Genomic DNA, 16,568 nt, shown 5'->3' on the forward strand with positions numbered 1-16,568 from the left:
GAAATTCAAAGTGACCTGATTACTATTCTAATTACAACAAAATGGTATCAGCCCAAAGTGCCAGCTTTTCGGGTCTACAAGCCCTAATAAGCCAAATCACATATCGCTATACCAAAACTGAGCCGGCGGTCTCAGCTGAGTCCACCGTACTGAGGAGGAATCCGGCATCTCTGAGGCTGCTATTAAGATGTTCTAGAATAGTACTCTATTTTAGCTGAGCATAGAGGGTCGCGTTCGGATCACCGCCTTGATGCGGGACGGACATCCGTTAGCTGTTGACCTCGGCAGGCTCTGTCGTCGGAGCGAGGAAGTCCCATTCGCGGATGGCGAAGCCAACGATCTGGATACGTCGCTGAAGATGTCCCCACTCACGGGCAATACGTCGATGCTGGTCGTGTTGGGGTGGTTGAGGACGGCGCGGTACTGAATGCTGATGTCGACGTAGTGGGTTGGGTAGTGGTCCTGCTGAGATTCGTGATGCTCGCGAATCTCGAATTCGATGCCTGAACGGTCGGCAATCGTATCGAGGACCGCTCGGAGCTCCTGTTTGGACCCCCGGTACTCTCCTTCGACGTCAAAATCGAGGTCTTCCGAAAATCGCCACGACTGCGGGAAATACAGCTTGGACAGCGCGGTCCCGCCTTTGAACAGGAGGTTGTCGCCGTAGCCGCTCGTGAAGATGCCCCAGAGGAGCCACGAATTAACGTAGTTCTTCTCGGCGTACCCTTGCCGAACGCCCAGTTCGCGAGCGAGAATCCGGAGCCGGTCCTGACTGATCATCGCGATCAGGACTCCGCCGGCTCCAGCATGGCTGGCTCGACGTTGATTCGGAGGCGATACGTACTGTCGGTCGATCCGGTGTCGGGCCGCGTCGGGTCCAACAGGGAGTACCCACTCGTGAACGACGCGACGAGGTCCTCGCGGGCGGGGAGGTCGATGCCGAGCTGGTCGGCGAGGTAGACGATCCGTTTGGTCGCAGCGCCGTTGTCGAGGCGCTCGAGGTACTCGCCGACAGTGCCCCAGTCACAATCCCGTTCGTCGGCAGTACGCATCGCAGTCGCAAGTTCCCGAAGGCCACCACAGAACTCGGGGTGGTCCGTACAGTCGACCAGCGTCTTCTCTAGGTCGCTGACCTGCACGGTCGTACCCTCGATCGAGGTCGGCTCACAGCCGAAGAATTTCTGCTCGGTGACTGTCGTGACGCGGTACGGGACGCCGTGGATCTCTCGGCTTTGTGTTCGGGTCGGCGTGACGACGCGCTACCAGCCGGACTACACGCGCCTGCTCTTCGAGGAGATCCGCACGCTCATTGAGGAAAACACCCGCGAGGAGCTGCGCAACGAATTGGCCGCGATCACCGAAGAGATCGAGGAGTGGCAGGCGACCTACGATGTCGAGACGTGGGAAGAGCTCGAACAGTCGCTTGCTGATGGCCATCTCGCAAGTGACGAACTTCACGAACGCCGTGACGTGATTACACGCTGGGAAGAGAATCTGGAGGACCGTCGCCTCATCAAGCACGCGTTGGTGCTCTACTCGGATGTCGAAGCTGCTCGCGAGCAGATGAGGAACGTGGCTGACCGCGCCATGCGATAATGCCGCCTTACGGCGGGTTTGATGCGCTATTTAACTGGTCGACGTTGTTTTCCTCGTACGCTGCCCGCCACATTGCGTGGACGGCACGTGTCACGAGTGAGACCTCAGTCACGTCGATACACGACGGTTCGACGTCCGTCGTTGCGGCCGCAGGCGGGGGATGGAAATGAATCTCGGGCGAGTGTGTGTTCGGGTGACGATCGAAGCGCCAATTGACATCGTCGGTATCGACGTAATGGAACGAATACATCCCCAGTTCGCTCCACTGGATATCGAGCCGAGCGCTCTCGGCATCGGCGAGCCCATCGCTGAAACTGATCTGCAGTCCCGTGGGAGCGACGACGTCGTCGTATGCCGTTTCGTCGACGAGCGGTTCGAGGTCGAGCCAGAGGTCACGAATCCGCTGGAGTGCCGGAAGATAGATCGGCCCGAACTCGCCGGCGCGGTCGTCGTCGCTCATACAGCGAGCTGGTGGCTGGCCTCGTCGTACGCGAGTGCTGCTTGCGCGACGGCGAGATTCTGTCGCGTCGTGCGCCACGCGGTGAGGTCATCCCAGCCCTTCGTCTCGCCGGCTTCAAGCTGCTGGGCGAGTTCTTCCGGGGACACCACATCGTACTGGTCCTCGTAGCGCCGGATCTCGGCTTTCATCTCCTGGATACTGTCCAGCAACTCCGGTCGATCGACTTCCTCACGAAGCTCGCGGATCCGGGACATCAACACCCGATCACTGTTGCGCTTGTACAGTGTCGTTTGGCCGTCCGGTTCCGTCTCGGCGAAGCCCGTGTTCACGAGCGACTTGCAGTGGCGACGCGCTGTCGGCTCGCTCACGAGCGCCCGCTCGCCGATCTCGGCTGCCGATTGCCCGTCGTGGGTCTGTTCAACGACTTCGTACACCCGCTCGAACGGCGTGGTGTCGTCTTTCCAGTCCGCCTTGACCTGCTCGTTGATGTCGTCCCACATCTCGGTCATACTGGGCGCTACGGAGTGTAGGAACAAATAGTTTCTCGAGGAAATTATCTGTGATCGTCGTGCAGGTGCGCTGTCAGACTATCTGCTCCGGTAAGACAGCCGGTGGAATCACGGGCAAACTCGCCTTTGAGAATATTATGATACCAGCCAGACATTCCTTGGTCGCTACTCGATACGATCACACATCTCTCCGGGTTTCATGAGTATGCGATTCTAATATTCGGAAATTCTACTATCTAGCCACTTTTGTGGCGACGGAAGAGTTCTGTACCCGTATCACATCTCCCTACGAATATGGAGACGCCGGCTGCCTATGATATCGTCTGTACAGTCGCGGCCGACGGTGAGGTGAACGACGGCGAAGGAGTCGTCAGCCTCCTCGTTCGGTGGTGTGCCGCCATCCGATCGTATTTGACTTGGTGTGGGTAACCTGTCTTGGCTATCCGTATAATCAAACGTGGATTGCCCAAACGACTGTGTAACCAAATCCATCATATCATCCCCAAAGACGAGCGGTTCGGCATACCGACCGCGTGTCATGTAGCGGAACCACGTGGGGTCGGATAAACACGCCTGGTCGCGCACCGCTTCCCCGGTTTCAGGGAAAAATCTCAGACCAGGTCTCGAGGTCGTGGCTGCGCGCGCAGCGAAGCGAGCACGGAGCGGAGGTGGGGCGGTCGTCGGCGTTCGCGATGTACCGCTGGACGCCATCCATCACCCGCGAGACGACCGGCTCGGAGAACTCGAGCGGCGCCGCAACTGTCGCCCAGCCCTCGTCGATTGCGGTGTCGACGGGCGGGTTTTCGACATCCGGATCGTCGACGGTCAGCTCCTCGCACACCCGTTCGGGCAGGACGAAGGTGACGTCGTTCCGTCGAGCGAACCGCCGAACGGCCTGGTACCGGCTGTTCGACGGCTGTCCCATCGCGACGAACAGGCCGGTGTCGGCGATGTGGAGCCGGCTCACGCGTCGTCAGCCGCGTCGCCGTCGTCGATATCCAACTCGTTGAGTCCTGCCCCAGCCTCCTCGATATCGTAGTGCTCGTGGACGACGGGCCGGAGCGCCTGGAGGATCATCTCCGCAGCCAGCGGGGAGATTTCGAGATCCTCCGCCATCAGCCGGTGGGTTACTTCCCCACGTTCCCGAGCGACGGCGTAGGTGAGCGCGGTCGCGAGGCCGGTGACGCCGTGGCGGTCGATGTAGGTGTCGATGTCGGCGTCCGTCTCGCGGTGACCGACGGCGTCGATCAGCGCCGGCGTGATGGTGTACTCGCGGTCGCCCGCGGCCGTCGTCACGGTCAGGTCGATCTCCCGAGCAGCATACTTCCGGGGCTGCTCGTCGTCGGTGACGTCGACGACGCCCGCGTCAACGAGCCGGTTGACGTAGCTGTAGGCGGTCCCCTGTGCAATCTCGAGGTCGTCCATCACGTCCTGGACGGTCGCCTCCCCCTCCCGAGCAAGGTACGCGTACAGCTGGGCGAGCTGTGGCTCCTCAAGGAGATCAGCGACCGAGAGGAAGTCCTGGACAATGTCGCCATCGGCGCGGTTTGAGGTGCGTGACACGATTCGTTCTTGATTACAGTTTACAGCGAATCAGTAAAAAGTGTTGAGGTCACTCCGCCGGCGTCGCGACCAGATGCTCTTCGAGGTCACGGTCAACGTCGTCGGGGATGATTCCGGTCCAGTCGTCGTTACTCCGATCGCCGGCGGCCCATTCGACGAACCGTTCGAGTTCGCGGGCGGCGTTCCGGCGGTAGTTCCCGCCCTCGCCACCGCGACCCTTGCCCTTGTCCTGGAGGTACCGGTCGAACGTCTCGGAGAGTGGTGTCGAGTTACCGCGTGACGGTGGGGCGTTTCGATCCATACGTGTTCGTCACGGGGCCAGCTGGTCGTCCAGGATATCACTACAATCGATCGGAATCCCCTCCCACGCGGCTTTCACGGCGTTGTATCCAGTCCAGCCCTCACGCTCCAACAGCTCCCCACACGCCTCGCAGAACTGACGACGCGAGATCAGATCGTTGTCGTAGAGGATGTAGAACAGAAACGGCGGCGCCACGACACTGGTATCTTCACCATTGTCGTCGACAGCGCGACGGATCGAACGACGGCCAGCCGCGTCCATCAGGATAACGTAGTCGACGGCCTGCGGGTTCTGTTCCACTTCCTGCCGGAGGGATTCCTCACCCGCGTCTGCCCCGTGGGGACGGGGCACGCTCGTCACCTGGGTAAGCGGCGCCTCATCGTCTTCGAGGGCATCAAGCGCGGCACGGCTCCCGTGATGAAGCCGGTACGGCCGGCTCCCTTCCGGCGCTGTCTCTCGCGTGTTCTCGACATGCCGCCCTAGTTCCTGTTTGCAGACGTTCGTCGTCGTGAGGCCGACGTGTTCGATAATCTGAGGCCACAAGGAACTATTCGCGACGGCAATCAGTGCGTCAGTATCGACCAGGATGGGGTACCGCGTGGCGTCCGAGGCTATTTAGACGAGATAGTCGCTGGTGTCATCCTCGGAAGCCTCACGGAATGCATCGATATCCTCTTGTACCAGTTCAAACTCGTCACCGAGGAGCACGCGAGCAGCATCCTCTGAGAGGTCGCCCGATGAATAGCGTTCGTAGATTGCGATTTTATCATCATCGGTCATCGTTCGCCGGAGCATCTGAGTGAGCCCCTCGCGTGCAAGTTCACTGATGTTGACTCCGCCCAGATGGACTGAATCGAGCTCGGTCGCTACTTCTTTGAGTGGGCCAGCGCGGAACTTGATCGTATCGTCGAGCGATTCCTGACTCATGGCAGAAGGTAACCGGGGGTGCTTGATAAGTTGTTCCCCTATGTGTGAACACATGGGAACAGTCGGAATTGCTAGCTACTTCACCCGTATCAGATCACGAGCCCTCACTGTCCAGATTGGTCATTGACTCGGTAGGGCCGTTGGTGTCAACGATCTCCCGGCAGCGAACGTCTGTCTGGCGTGCTCGAGGAGGAAGCGACACACCGCGCCCTGGGTGTGTTCGGCCGAGGTCGGGGAGTGAGGGCCCTGCCTCGTCGATAGAGTGGAACTCGTCTTTCGAGAGAGGCATCATGCGTATTGGTTTGTATTAGAAGCTATCAGATCTTATCGACAGGACTCTCGGCATGAATCGGTAGGGGAGCGATGTTCGCCGGCTTTTCCCTAGGTTCAAGGCCCGCTTCGTGCGGTTCCACGTTTCGTGCTTCCCCAACGGCGTCGGGGTAGTTTAAAATGGTCGTGATTACGGGCATAATCACAATCAAATAGAATATCGCTCATCTGTAGAAGTGAATACCTGTAGTTTCGATCCTCTCTGATCACAGGTGTCAGTTCGTTATTCTGCCGACTCTACACCCAATCTTCCGCAGGTACTGACTGCTACAGATGAGCGATCGAAGATTTTCGAACGACCTGTGGAGACCGGAACCGCTCTGAAACGACTCTCTCAGTGAGAGTGGATTTATAATTTCTGTCGAAGAAGCAGGAAGCCTCGTGGCTTTGATGTGACCCCGATGCAGGTCCACAATGCCGCGGCCTCCATCTCGACAGTGAGAAGTATATTTCTCTTTGACACGAGTGACTTTTGCGAGCGAAAGATCTAATAATGACATGTCGCTCATGCGCCGACTCCGGCACAGTCTGGTCGGTGCCATATACGCGGGATATTACCGAGCACGCGACCTGAACTATACGTACGGCAGACCGACACAAAAGACAGTGGGCGAGGTACAGTTCCGGAGTTATGAGTTGTACAATCTACACGGTCGGGACGAGCTCCTGTTAGGACTTCTTGAGCGAATCGAAAATCAGGATACTGTCTACGACATTGGGGCGAATGTTGGCGTCTACACTTGTGCCGCCGCTTCGATAGGTGCAGAGGTAGTTGCGCTTGAGCCGAACGCCGAGGCGCGAGAGAAGCTCCAGCAGAACATCGACACAAACGGGTTTGATACTACCGTCCTGCCTGTGGCGGTTGTCGATGAAGACGGTACGGAGACGTTTTATCTATCATCATATCCGGAGATTTCGTCGCTCCATCGTTCGAACGCGAAGATATCTGGAGGGTCCGTAATTGAGCAAACCAACGTAGAAACACGCACCATTGACTCCATCGTTGGTCACCATCCCCAGCCTGACCACATCAAAATCGACGTGGAGGGGGCAGGCGATGATGTCCTTCGCGGGGCGACGGATACGCTCAAGACAGCGATGCCAACGGTATACTTCGAGCCACATGGTGACTGTCGCGAGACACGGGACTTCCTCCATGAATTGGGTTATGCTGTCGAAGATCTTGGAGAGGGACTTATCTGTACACCGCGGTAATCGCCAGGAAACACATCTAATACTCCTGTTCTATCAAAAATTTTATGAGCCTAACGATTTCACTCTGACGATCAGACAGAGCAGAAATGACATAATCCAGATTGTTCGAACGTGGTCAGAAGCGCCCTGTTCATCATCATCATAAGGTCGGTGGGGAGGACCCGGTCAAGAGAACTGACGAGGGCAGCACTACCTCAACGGTATCATCGAGAAGCAAACTTCAGGGTAGGAACCTCCGAGTAACAGGCATCTCGACCCGTACAACGTGCATAAGAATCCATATAGAACTACATATCTTCTCACCTCGAAGATGCACGCATGCGAGTGAAAGCTTAAAGAAAGTAGATACATCAGGCACTTTGAATCATCTCAAAAATAGGTGGCTACACAGGAGTTGTATCCTTGACGGCCTCAGCAACCCGATCAAGAAACGCGGAGTCGTAATCTCCGTTGACATGATTAATATTCCATAACCCAGGATTTCGTATCTCCTGTCTTGGAGATTCTGCTCCTACCCAGTCGCTGTTGCGTCTGTCAAGACCGTCCTTCTCGAAGTTGCTCACGAGTGCAATAGCGTTTTGTTCGATGTATGCTCGGTCGCTATCCGGACCGGGTTCGTCGTCTACGTCGATCCACAGAAACGGGAGATCACGTATGTGGTCGCTCACTTGCCGTTCAAGGTCATGCTCGTTCAGACGTCGATTTGGGTCGGCACTCGACCCGTCACCCCAATACGGGTATTCGGCATGGAGATTATGCCGTTCGATAAGTGCTTTCCCGATATGTTTTCGAAACACCGAACCTCGGTGGTTGCCGCCACCCGCATATGTTCCGCTGTTTGCCCCCCGATGTGCGCGAAGTCGGCTCCATAATGACGCTCCTGAACCAGACGAAACGGCGTGCGTTCCGATTCGAGTGAGACGGTGTTGATCGTCAGTGTCCCTGTATTCGTCATGTGCAAATAAGAAGTAGACACCACGCTTAGGCCAGTCAAGATAGCCCGTACAGCTTTTGAGTCGATGCTTCCCGCTAACACGGTCTTCAAGATCGATTAATAACTCATACAAACGGTCGAGGTCAGCCTCTCGTGACACTATTACCGGATTCACTCCGATAAATAAAGATTCTCAGGGATTGATGTGACAGTAGCAACATATCGAAACCTGCAGTATTCTGAAACCGTTGTGCAGGCGATTGTTTCGGTCGTTGGCTTTTATATAACTGTATCTCAAATCCTATATGATTGATAGATTATTAGATTTCAACTATGTTTTCATATACAGTTTCAATCAAATACAGAGTAGTGGCGTGACGGCGTTGGACGCTGGACACTGGACGCTGAATTGGTTTGACCCTCATTCTCGTCATATCTTGAATCAGAAATTCCGAGGCTCGAGATGCCTATCGCCCCTAAATCGACTATTGAGACTGCTCGTCAAGTCCACGTGCACATTGAACTATGATTCTTTTTTTTATCGCTATCAATTTCCCTGCGATACTGGCGCTGTAGAGGACCAGCGATTATATAGAAATAAAACTGTACGACACAATGGAATTCCACTCTGTAAACAAATATACCCACTTTGCCTACAAATAAATATTCCGTATATATTTGAAGCATACACAGAGTACGATCTTATTCGCTGAATTGTCGATTTATCACCGAATTGTATAATTTTGCAACGGATAACAGCTCATGAGATACTAAATATACGTATTGAGAGAAGAGTGTAACATCAAAAATAGAAGTAAAACATGATAGCAATAAATCAAGGGCAAGTAATTAATCATAAATAACGCGCAGTGAACAACAAATTGTGAATAATAAAATATGAATGGAATCATATGGTTATATCCTAGCGATCCCAATCGTGCTACCTGATGTGTGAGAGGTGAGTTAGTCGTTACATTTGCATCACCGTATCATATACTCTGTGTGCCGTGTTTTTTCTCACGTCTCATGTCTCGTGAGAGGAAACTGTCAATCAGCTGGGCGCGTTTGATTATCCGAGCTCCTGTCACTGTCCGGAATCATTTAATGAAATCTCGTCCTCAACTAACTCATGACCAAGTTCGATCCAGAGAAGTTCGATAATAAATACGAACATTACTTCGAAGAGATTGAGCAGGCATACTCAGATGCATATCAGCAACTGCATGGCGCGTGTGACTCTGAGACCCTCCGAGCGATTGATCGAAAAGTACTCAGCGAGAGTGAGCCTCTCTATGAGGGGAATGGGAAGTTCCACGTTCGTCTCCCTGACGATATCGACGAACGTGCACAGTCTCTCCCTGGCGATGAAGAATCGTTCAACGCTGTTCTTGACGAGTTTACCACCAGAATTGAACATGAACTTCATAATCTCTTTGTCTTTGAATTCGAGGAGCAAACTCGCCGTGACTGACGAGAAAGACTCGGAGGCGACAGCGTCTGCCGTTTGCATCGTCAGTCATCGGTATACGTGATCCCACAGATGAGGTCATAATATGACACACGTAATATCCATCGAGACAGATCACTACTCAGCAAAGCAATCCAGTCAATGGTTTCATTTCCTGACGGCATCCAAAACAAACGAAGTGCAATGACACGCAATCATGATATCAGTGGATTGGATCTTACTGGAGATACATACGTCGTTGAGCAATCCCTGCTGCCGATTCGAAACAAGTACAAAGCGATGGATGCGGATGAAAACGTCGTCATCCGTGGGAAGCAGAAAATGTTCAAACTCAAAGAGGAGTTTCCATTCGTTGATTCAAACGGTGAAGAGGTGTTTGAGGTCAATGCTGGAGGAATGATTGACATTGCTGGTAACTATGTCTTGACAGACTCACAAACGGGTGAAGATCTCATCGTCCTCGATAATGATTATTCACTTCTGCAAGACACTTGGCGGATACGGGATGTGGACACAGAAGAGAAGATTGCAGAAATTAATTCTCGTGGGACCCTCGTGACAATCGCTCGTAATGTGATTCCGTTCGGTGAGTTCATTCCACATAAATATGAGATTACTGACGCCAATGATTCTCATATTGGAAATATCGATGGGCAAATATCACTTCGAGACCGGTATAAAATCACTATTGACGATACAAACACTGTGTCGAAAGAAGCCGTTATTGCTGCGGCAATGGTTATTGACGCAATCCAGGGTAACTGAGTGTCCGACTGATCACCGTCCTCAGAAAAGCGCAGATCAATGCATGTATACGTCGACTGTGTCGCCATCATTATATTTGATTGTCACCGTATTATCACCGTTATTCCAGGCAGCTCTGCCCTCGCGCCATCACAATTCATCATTCGTGTCTATGCCATCGCCAGTGTACGGTATCATCAATTCCCCTGGTTTTGATCTAAAACCTGCCAGGAATTCATGAGAAAGGGATTCCAAACTGCAGAAATAGAACGAGAAATGAGAATACCATGCCGATTATTCCTGCGAGACGGGTTTTGAGTTGAGTTTTCATGACACAATATGATACCCCGGATTATTTAGGTATATAGACACTATTTCACAGTTTGAGAGGCTTTCAACATACCTGATATCTTCTCGGCGCTAAAGCGCGAGGATTCGGAATAATATGCGGACTGTGTACCCTCTAAGCACAGACTATACTGATAGTTGTACTATAATTATTGGGAATATATTTGATTGGCATATTAAACATGTGAGCTATTGGAAAAGCTTCGAGGTAAAGATATTCAACGGTCAGGCGATATTAACGAGCAATGAGCATGAGGATGAGTCGATAACAGGTATTGCTACATACCAGAAATCAAGCTGATGAGGTTTCATACCTATATGCTCAAGTTAGTTGGGAACAAACGAGAAGATATCAGAATATAATAACAAGTGAAGCTTCGACAAATTGGACACTGTATTTGAGCGTCTTAAGACCTCAGGAAGTATTGGAGTTGATGTCGAAGGTGAGTATCCTCTCGTTAGCATCATACTGTATCTCGTCTGAATCAAGTTCCGTGTCATCAACAACAACCCTGTTGGGTGGGTTAGCGGCGGCTTCCACGATGACAGTTCCAGGCGGTAAACTGTCTGATGTCGTAACTGTCATTACCTGCCACGATTCATCTATTTCCACCTCGATTGAATCTGGGTTTTTGACTTCGGGGTGTCGGACAGTGAACTGCGTGGTCGTTTTTCCTTCGCAAGCTGGATAGACGCGATAGTCGAGTTCCGCAGGTGGTCCGTCTGCGTGCATTCTCACACGAGGATCCTCTGGAATGATACTTTCGGCGCGTACAAAAAATGGGAGTTCATCAAGATTAGGTTCGCGTCTTTGACGCTGTGGTCCAACATGATATTCCCCACTCCAATAGTCTACCCACTCGCCGGGTGGGAGGTCTACTTTCACCCGACCATCCACCGATAAAACTGGTGCGACAAGGAATTCTTCGCCAATCATATGTTGTGTTGCAGAGGCTGAAACCTGCTGGTAGTCCTCAAATTCGAGAGCCATCGGGCGCATTATTGCCACACCGGTCGCAATAGCCTCACACCCATAGCTGAGATAATATGGAAGCAGGCGATATCGGAGTTTGGCAAATTCAATGATTATCTTTGTGGCTCTATCACCGAACATCCACGGTTCCCTTGGTGTCTTGCCGTGAAATCGTGGGTGAGATAATGAGAGCAGCGCCCACTGAGCCCATCGAATATAGAGTGTCTCTGATGGCTTCGGTTTATACCCTCCAATATCGCAACTCCAAAACTGGAATCCTGAGATAAGCAAGCTCAATCCGCCGCGAACGCTTTCTCTGAAACCTTTGAATGTTGATCGAGTATCCCCACCCCAGTGTATCGGATACTGCTGTGCACCAACCCATGCCGACCGAGACCAGAGTACGGGCGGTTTATCAAACTCTTCAAACGCGCCAGCAACTGCTCGCTGGTACGCGACTGAATAAATATTCTTACCGCCCATCCCAGTGCGTCGGTCAGCAGTCGTTGTCTGTGGCGGGAGATATTCCCCAAAGTCGGTTTTGAACACGTCGATACCACTCTCAATCAACTCGTGATGAATTTCTTGCCACCATGATATGGCCTCAGGATTTGAGAAATCGATGATTCCAGCACGTGTAGCTGAATAGCTCGGTCGCCGTAGAATATAGCTTCGCCCCTCATGATCAGTGACTAAGTAGTCATTCTGTTCCGCCGTCCTAAATAGATCTGTGCCTGTATTGATGTATGGGTACTCCCAAACGGACAGCCTGAAACCTGCCTCTGCAAGATTCGCTTTCATTTTCTCTGGAGAAGGAAATCTCTCGGCGTCGAACGCCATCTCTGGAGCTTCCATATCCATCCATCCTGGATCGACATGGAGTACATCGCAGGGCATAGAACGCTCTCGAATCTCAGATGCAATATCACGCACCTGTGTTTGGCTTTCGTATGAGTTCCGAGACATCCAGATACCGTATGTCCACTCAGGTAACTCAGGTGCACGACCTGTTAATGCGGTGTATGAGGAGATGATATCTTTGAGTGATTCCCCTGCAAATACGACAATTGAGAGAACAGACGAATCAACATTAATCGCCGTCGCATCGGGCGTATTGCTCCCGAAGTCGAATGTAACATCACACGCCGTCTCAACAAGAACGCCGTAGCCACGATCAGATAGAAAAAACGGAACTGGTGCATAGGTGTCGTTGGAGTTTGTGCCGTGTGCCTGCGACACAGATGCTTCTACTCTACTACCGCTCTTTTCAAAGGTAGTGAACTGTTCTCCCAGTCCGAATATCGATTCCGCAGGGTCAAGCGCGGTGGAGAAGCCCGTTTGTACCACTTCAAGCGGGTAGTTGTCGACAATGTTTTCTTTATATCCTATCGTTGGAACGGACAGTTCCCCTCGATTATTCGTGACATCAATATTAGTGTCGAGTATCCGTTTGTTATCGTAACTCAGAGTAAACGAAGCGGTGTCGGTAGCGACTGAAGCCGAAATGCCCTCAGTATCGAGCTTGACAGTTTCATCTCCTGAGTTTATATCAACGTTTGTATCACGAGAATACTCATCATACGGCAGACCTAATGGAGAAGAGTCCACTTCAGCTACCTCTGGATTTGGTCGAAGGACCAGTCTGACGGCTTTCTCAGTGAGGAACTGCACTGAAATTGGAATAGTATGTCTGGGAGTCGGATGTTCGTTATTTAGCGGCTTAGCCGCACAGTCAAATTCAAACGGTCGTTCAAAATTAGTCCCACGCACCTCTGTGAGCTCCAACCACATATCAAATATGGACTCAAAAGCAAAATAAATACCCACTGATATTCATAATGACCAGGATGATCATATCACCGGCGAACCTACTGTTTGAGCGCGAAGACAGATTTCCCGACAATGAGCGCACCGCGAAGTCACTCAAATGCGCTTAAAAATCGAATGAGCACTGCGTCGCCCCCGGCGGGTGACGCAACAATAGATATAATCGAATTCTGAAAGCTGAAGGGAGAAATACGCTAACATCACGGGAATGTTTATACTAGCTAGAATCGAGAGTGGAGACGAAGCGATGTTCATCGAGAAAACGGTGATATCCTGGTCAAGCCACCAACAGAGAAAGAGTGCTTGCCCAGAAGGCTATCGCAAGCACGCCGAGTGTACAACAAAACCATCCGGCTTACCAAAGAGGGCGTGGGTTGGAATTTGATTTCGCCTCGTCTTCAAGATGATTCCGATCTCGTGAAGAATACGACTCAGCGCATCGTTTCGAAGTCTCTCAGATTGATGGAGAACTACTATGAGTACGACGACTTTGGACTGCCACCATACGAAGAACGGTTGCACACCTGCTTTGTGCGAACTACACTGAATCGATATAAACTGTCTCTCACCGACGACGGCAATATAGTTTCGTATCAGCGCGAAGCCATACAAACATCTTAACGATATCCTCAGCGGGAGTGGAACTCACATCGACGTTCTCAAACCCCCGTTTGGAACCGACGAGTATGAAATCAAACGCATATTTCAGATTTCCGTGCATTGAACGACTTCCGTTCGTTAATACTGGTTGTGCTGGACGATTCACTCACTCGGCGCGCATTGCTCGCAAGCGGTGTAGCGGTGACCCTCGGACTAACTGGCTGTGCGGAGACTGACCCATCGTCAACGCCTGTTGACACCGCGACTGGTGATACGGCGACAGCGACCGAGACCGCCCTGACGACACCTCAACCTGACACTCAAGCCTCGACATCTACCTCCAGTCTGGAAACTGTCGTGTCAATCCCGGGGGAGCGTGTGCCGGAAAATATGGCATTCGACGCCGATGGTAATCTCTACTTCGGAATCACAGTTGGCGAGGTGCGTCGTCTTTCATCCGATCGGATCGGTGAGACCGGGCTGACCCTCGCGGACACCGAGCAACTGGTCACGATGCCAGGAGCTGTCGGAGTTGAGATTGGACCGGATGGCACTGTCTACGTCGCTGCTGCCACACAGGACGATAATGCAGGTGTCTGGGCGGCTCCCACAGATGATGAGGTGAGCCAACTCGTTGGAATCAGTGGCTTTCCGAACGATATCCTATTTGACGTCGGTCGGTCTCGGATGCTGGTGACTGAATCGTCTAGTGGCGTGGTTTACGCTGTCGGGACTGATGGGTTACGCGAGAGATGGCTTGATGATGGCCGACTGGCGACCGAGAGCTTTGGTGCAAACGGTATTACTCGAGGTACCGACGGCACTATTTATATTGCGGTGACGCAAGCAGGTGAGACCGGTCGACTCATCGAGGTGCCTGTCCAACCAGACGGGAGTGCCGGTGAAGCGAGCACTGTCTCAGAAACTGAGGCGATCCTTGGTGCAGACGGGATTACTATCCGTGATGGTGATATTTATGTTGCTGTCAATAGTCAAAACCGCGTGGTTCGTGTCGATACTGGAGGGACGACGGAGACGATTGCTACCGCAGATGATGGACTGGTCTTTCCTTCAGACGTGTTATTTGACCCCACCTCCAACGACCTTTTCATTTGTAATTTCGCAAATCAGTCGCCCGATGATGGGGCAATTCTCCGCAAGAAGATTTAACGCTGAGTTATAGCTAATATAGGCGCAATCCCACCATATTCAGACCATGGATACGCGTCGTCGCAGCCGGGAGTTTCCGAACATCTTTGCTGCAATATGACGTACCTATAATTATCGGCGCACTGGCTATGATCCCACTGTAGCCGCATGCCCAAAAGATGGCGGTTCGAGCGTGAGTGTCCGCCCACGCTGGAAACGGGTGTGCCCCATGTGGGAAGCAAACAACAAGCACCGGGCGAGCGTCAATATAAGTAACTCCGAGTCTGGTGACACCGACCACCGCTCCTGTGGGGAAACTAACACAGGACCGCGTTTTCGGCTGAAGATAGGAGTACCGGGGGGTAAGATGTGGCACTCCAATTCAAAGGGGCTGTCCGTTACCTAACTTCATACCGATTCGCACGGTGTGTAAGCTTGGCAGTCTGTGGATCTGCACCTGAAACTCCCAACTCAGCGCAGCGGTGTGATGTCTTGGATCCCTCCGCGTGAACGCAGGGGAGGACGTCAAGAGTCACAGATAATATCTCTCGAGATACGTCGGCGAATACGTTATTACTCTCCTTCATTGGCTGATAATCCGAGATGCAACCCCGTATTGTAATATGCTTATCTCAGCACTCGGACGAACTGAAACCAACCGATTTATGTCGGTATCGGGACATATAGTGTGCTACGTATAATTATGGATTTTATCTCCGCGTCTTCGCCCTCCAAGTTGCCAGTCATTGGTGTTCTTGTCGACGCCAGTACGTACAAACATCTGCTCTACCTCCTGATGGCGCTTCCGCTTGGATTTGCTTACTCAGCGCTCTTTTCAATACTCGTAGTTGGGATTGCACTTACCGTGATAGGCATCGGCGTTCTTATTCTGCTAGCGGCGCTCTTCATCACTCGAGGGATCGCCAGATTCGAGCGCTGGCTCGCCAACCAACTATTAGACGTAGAGCTTGATACATACGATGATGTGGCTACTGATACAGACAGCACGTTTGGAGACCTCACGAAGTATCTTGAGGCAGCCTCAACGTGGCGCGGCGTCGGCTTCCTTTCAATGAAATTCTTCATTGCCGTGTTTGCGCTTATCCCATTGTTTGTGCTCGCGAACGGACTATCGCTGCTCGTTGCGCCACTACAATATCCATATACAGCACGTCTCGGTGAAGTCAACGATGAACCGGTGAGGTGGTCGATCGAAACATTCCCTGAAGCACTCCTGGCGGGTTTGGTTGGTGTCGTTGGGATCCTCATAATGTTCCATCTGGCGAATCTTAGTGCCTACATTACCCGACACATGGCGACCGCGCTACTTGGAGTTGAGACGTCGACGGTGGATGGGAAAACCACCTCACGGACCTGACAGGACACGAGCTCAACCACTACAGGACACACAACTAACAAATACTCGCATCGTGAAAAGTAAGACTCATAATCAAAGTTACTATAGAGCATTGATTCCAAAAGTTGGGAGTGGTGATATTCCAATGCTCGGAAATCCTCGCCCTTCAGAGTGAGGGGGATGTCAAGAGTTGCTAGATACTATTCTGCACCTCAACAGTGTGCATGGTATATTCTTTACATTTGAAGTGATAACGCTAGTGGACTC

General features: G+C 52.2%; 14 protein-coding genes and 5 pseudogenes. 6 read left to right on the plus strand and 13 right to left on the minus strand.

Annotated features, from left to right (window positions below; genetic code table 11):
• Positions 1-268: 268 nt before the first annotated feature.
• From HQRW_RS17135 to HQRW_RS04910, 3 pseudogenes are all read right to left on the minus strand, one after another.
• Positions 269-388, minus strand: a pseudogene (locus HQRW_RS17135) (DUF7342 family protein); the annotation flags it as partial.
• Positions 376-780 (minus strand): annotated as a pseudogene (locus tag HQRW_RS04905) (nucleotidyl transferase AbiEii/AbiGii toxin family protein); the annotation flags it as partial. The pseudogenes HQRW_RS04905 and HQRW_RS17135, both read right to left, overlap by 13 nt.
• 5 nt (positions 781-785) lie before the next feature.
• Positions 786-1,256 (minus strand): annotated as a pseudogene (locus HQRW_RS04910) (type IV toxin-antitoxin system AbiEi family antitoxin domain-containing protein); the annotation flags it as partial.
• Between HQRW_RS04910 and HQRW_RS04915 the strand changes: the two are divergent.
• A complete protein-coding gene (locus HQRW_RS04915) occupies positions 1,189-1,596 on the plus strand; it encodes a DUF7342 family protein (protein ID WP_149031517.1) in 408 nt (135 codons plus the stop codon). The pseudogene HQRW_RS04910 and the gene HQRW_RS04915 overlap by 68 nt on opposite strands.
• A 7-nt stretch (positions 1,597-1,603) precedes the next feature.
• Here HQRW_RS04915 and HQRW_RS04920 read toward each other — a convergent pair whose 3' ends face one another.
• The 8 genes and pseudogenes from HQRW_RS04920 to HQRW_RS04955 form a co-directional block, all read right to left on the minus strand.
• Positions 1,604-2,056 carry a hypothetical protein gene (locus tag HQRW_RS04920; RefSeq protein ID WP_014555702.1) on the minus strand — a complete coding sequence of 151 codons (453 nt, stop codon included), beginning with the start codon at positions 2,054-2,056 and terminating at the stop codon, positions 1,604-1,606.
• Positions 2,053-2,565 (minus strand): winged helix-turn-helix domain-containing protein, encoded by a 513-nt coding sequence (locus HQRW_RS04925; protein WP_014555703.1) that lies wholly within the window; start codon positions 2,563-2,565, stop codon positions 2,053-2,055. The genes HQRW_RS04920 and HQRW_RS04925 overlap by 4 nt, the downstream gene beginning before the upstream one ends.
• 276 nt (positions 2,566-2,841) lie before the next feature.
• Positions 2,842-3,105: a hypothetical protein gene (locus HQRW_RS04930; protein ID WP_049891663.1), complete on the minus strand. Its 264-nt coding sequence runs from the start codon at positions 3,103-3,105 to the stop codon at positions 2,842-2,844.
• A gap of 130 nt (positions 3,106-3,235) precedes the next feature.
• A pseudogene (locus tag HQRW_RS04935) lies at positions 3,236-3,532 on the minus strand (hypothetical protein); the annotation flags it as partial.
• Positions 3,529-4,128 carry a DUF7437 domain-containing protein gene (locus tag HQRW_RS04940; RefSeq protein WP_014555704.1) on the minus strand — a complete coding sequence of 200 codons (600 nt, stop codon included), beginning with the start codon at positions 4,126-4,128 and terminating at the stop codon, positions 3,529-3,531. The gene HQRW_RS04940 and the pseudogene HQRW_RS04935, both read right to left, overlap by 4 nt.
• Before the next feature lie 85 nt (positions 4,129-4,213).
• A pseudogene (locus HQRW_RS15430) lies at positions 4,214-4,429 on the minus strand (site-specific integrase); the annotation flags it as partial.
• Positions 4,430-4,438: 9 nt separating this feature from the next.
• The gene (locus tag HQRW_RS04950) at positions 4,439-5,044 is read right to left on the minus strand and encodes a hypothetical protein (protein WP_049891666.1); all 606 of its coding nucleotides are present in this window, start codon (positions 5,042-5,044) and stop codon (positions 4,439-4,441) included.
• Positions 5,045-5,356 (minus strand): hypothetical protein, encoded by a 312-nt coding sequence (locus tag HQRW_RS04955; RefSeq protein ID WP_020966578.1) that lies wholly within the window; start codon positions 5,354-5,356, stop codon positions 5,045-5,047.
• Between the two features lie 828 nt (positions 5,357-6,184).
• Between HQRW_RS04955 and HQRW_RS04960 the strand changes: the two genes are divergently transcribed.
• Positions 6,185-6,901: an FkbM family methyltransferase gene (locus tag HQRW_RS04960; protein ID WP_014555707.1), complete on the plus strand. Its 717-nt coding sequence runs from the start codon at positions 6,185-6,187 to the stop codon at positions 6,899-6,901.
• A gap of 383 nt (positions 6,902-7,284) precedes the next feature.
• Here the strand turns inward: HQRW_RS04960 and HQRW_RS04965 are convergent, their stop codons facing one another.
• Positions 7,285-7,995: a hypothetical protein gene (locus tag HQRW_RS04965; RefSeq protein ID WP_014555708.1), complete on the minus strand. Its 711-nt coding sequence runs from the start codon at positions 7,993-7,995 to the stop codon at positions 7,285-7,287.
• Positions 7,996-8,964: 969 nt separating this feature from the next.
• On the opposite strand from HQRW_RS04965, the gene HQRW_RS04970 reads away from it, so the two are divergent.
• Positions 8,965-9,306 carry a DUF5783 family protein gene (locus HQRW_RS04970; protein ID WP_014555709.1) on the plus strand — a complete coding sequence of 114 codons (342 nt, stop codon included), beginning with the start codon at positions 8,965-8,967 and terminating at the stop codon, positions 9,304-9,306.
• Positions 9,307-9,444: 138 nt separating this feature from the next.
• Positions 9,445-10,068: an LURP-one-related/scramblase family protein gene (locus HQRW_RS04975; RefSeq protein ID WP_014555710.1), complete on the plus strand. Its 624-nt coding sequence runs from the start codon at positions 9,445-9,447 to the stop codon at positions 10,066-10,068.
• 742 nt (positions 10,069-10,810) lie between these two features.
• On the opposite strand, the gene HQRW_RS04980 is transcribed toward HQRW_RS04975, so the two are convergent.
• Positions 10,811-13,159 carry a glycoside hydrolase family 31 protein gene (locus tag HQRW_RS04980; RefSeq protein ID WP_014555711.1) on the minus strand — a complete coding sequence of 783 codons (2,349 nt, stop codon included), beginning with the start codon at positions 13,157-13,159 and terminating at the stop codon, positions 10,811-10,813.
• A 786-nt stretch (positions 13,160-13,945) separates the two neighbouring features.
• Here HQRW_RS04980 and HQRW_RS04985 point away from each other — a divergent pair.
• Together HQRW_RS04985 and HQRW_RS04990 are read left to right on the plus strand one after the other, a co-directional pair.
• Positions 13,946-14,965, plus strand: a complete 1,020-nt coding sequence (locus HQRW_RS04985; protein ID WP_014555712.1) for an SMP-30/gluconolactonase/LRE family protein — start codon at positions 13,946-13,948, stop codon at positions 14,963-14,965.
• A 667-nt stretch (positions 14,966-15,632) separates the two neighbouring features.
• Positions 15,633-16,322: a sensor domain-containing protein gene (locus HQRW_RS04990; protein ID WP_014555713.1), complete on the plus strand. Its 690-nt coding sequence runs from the start codon at positions 15,633-15,635 to the stop codon at positions 16,320-16,322.
• Positions 16,323-16,568 lie beyond the last annotated feature (246 nt).

This window comes from Haloquadratum walsbyi C23, assembly GCF_000237865.1.
GTDB lineage: Archaea > Halobacteriota > Halobacteria > Halobacteriales > Haloferacaceae > Haloquadratum > Haloquadratum walsbyi.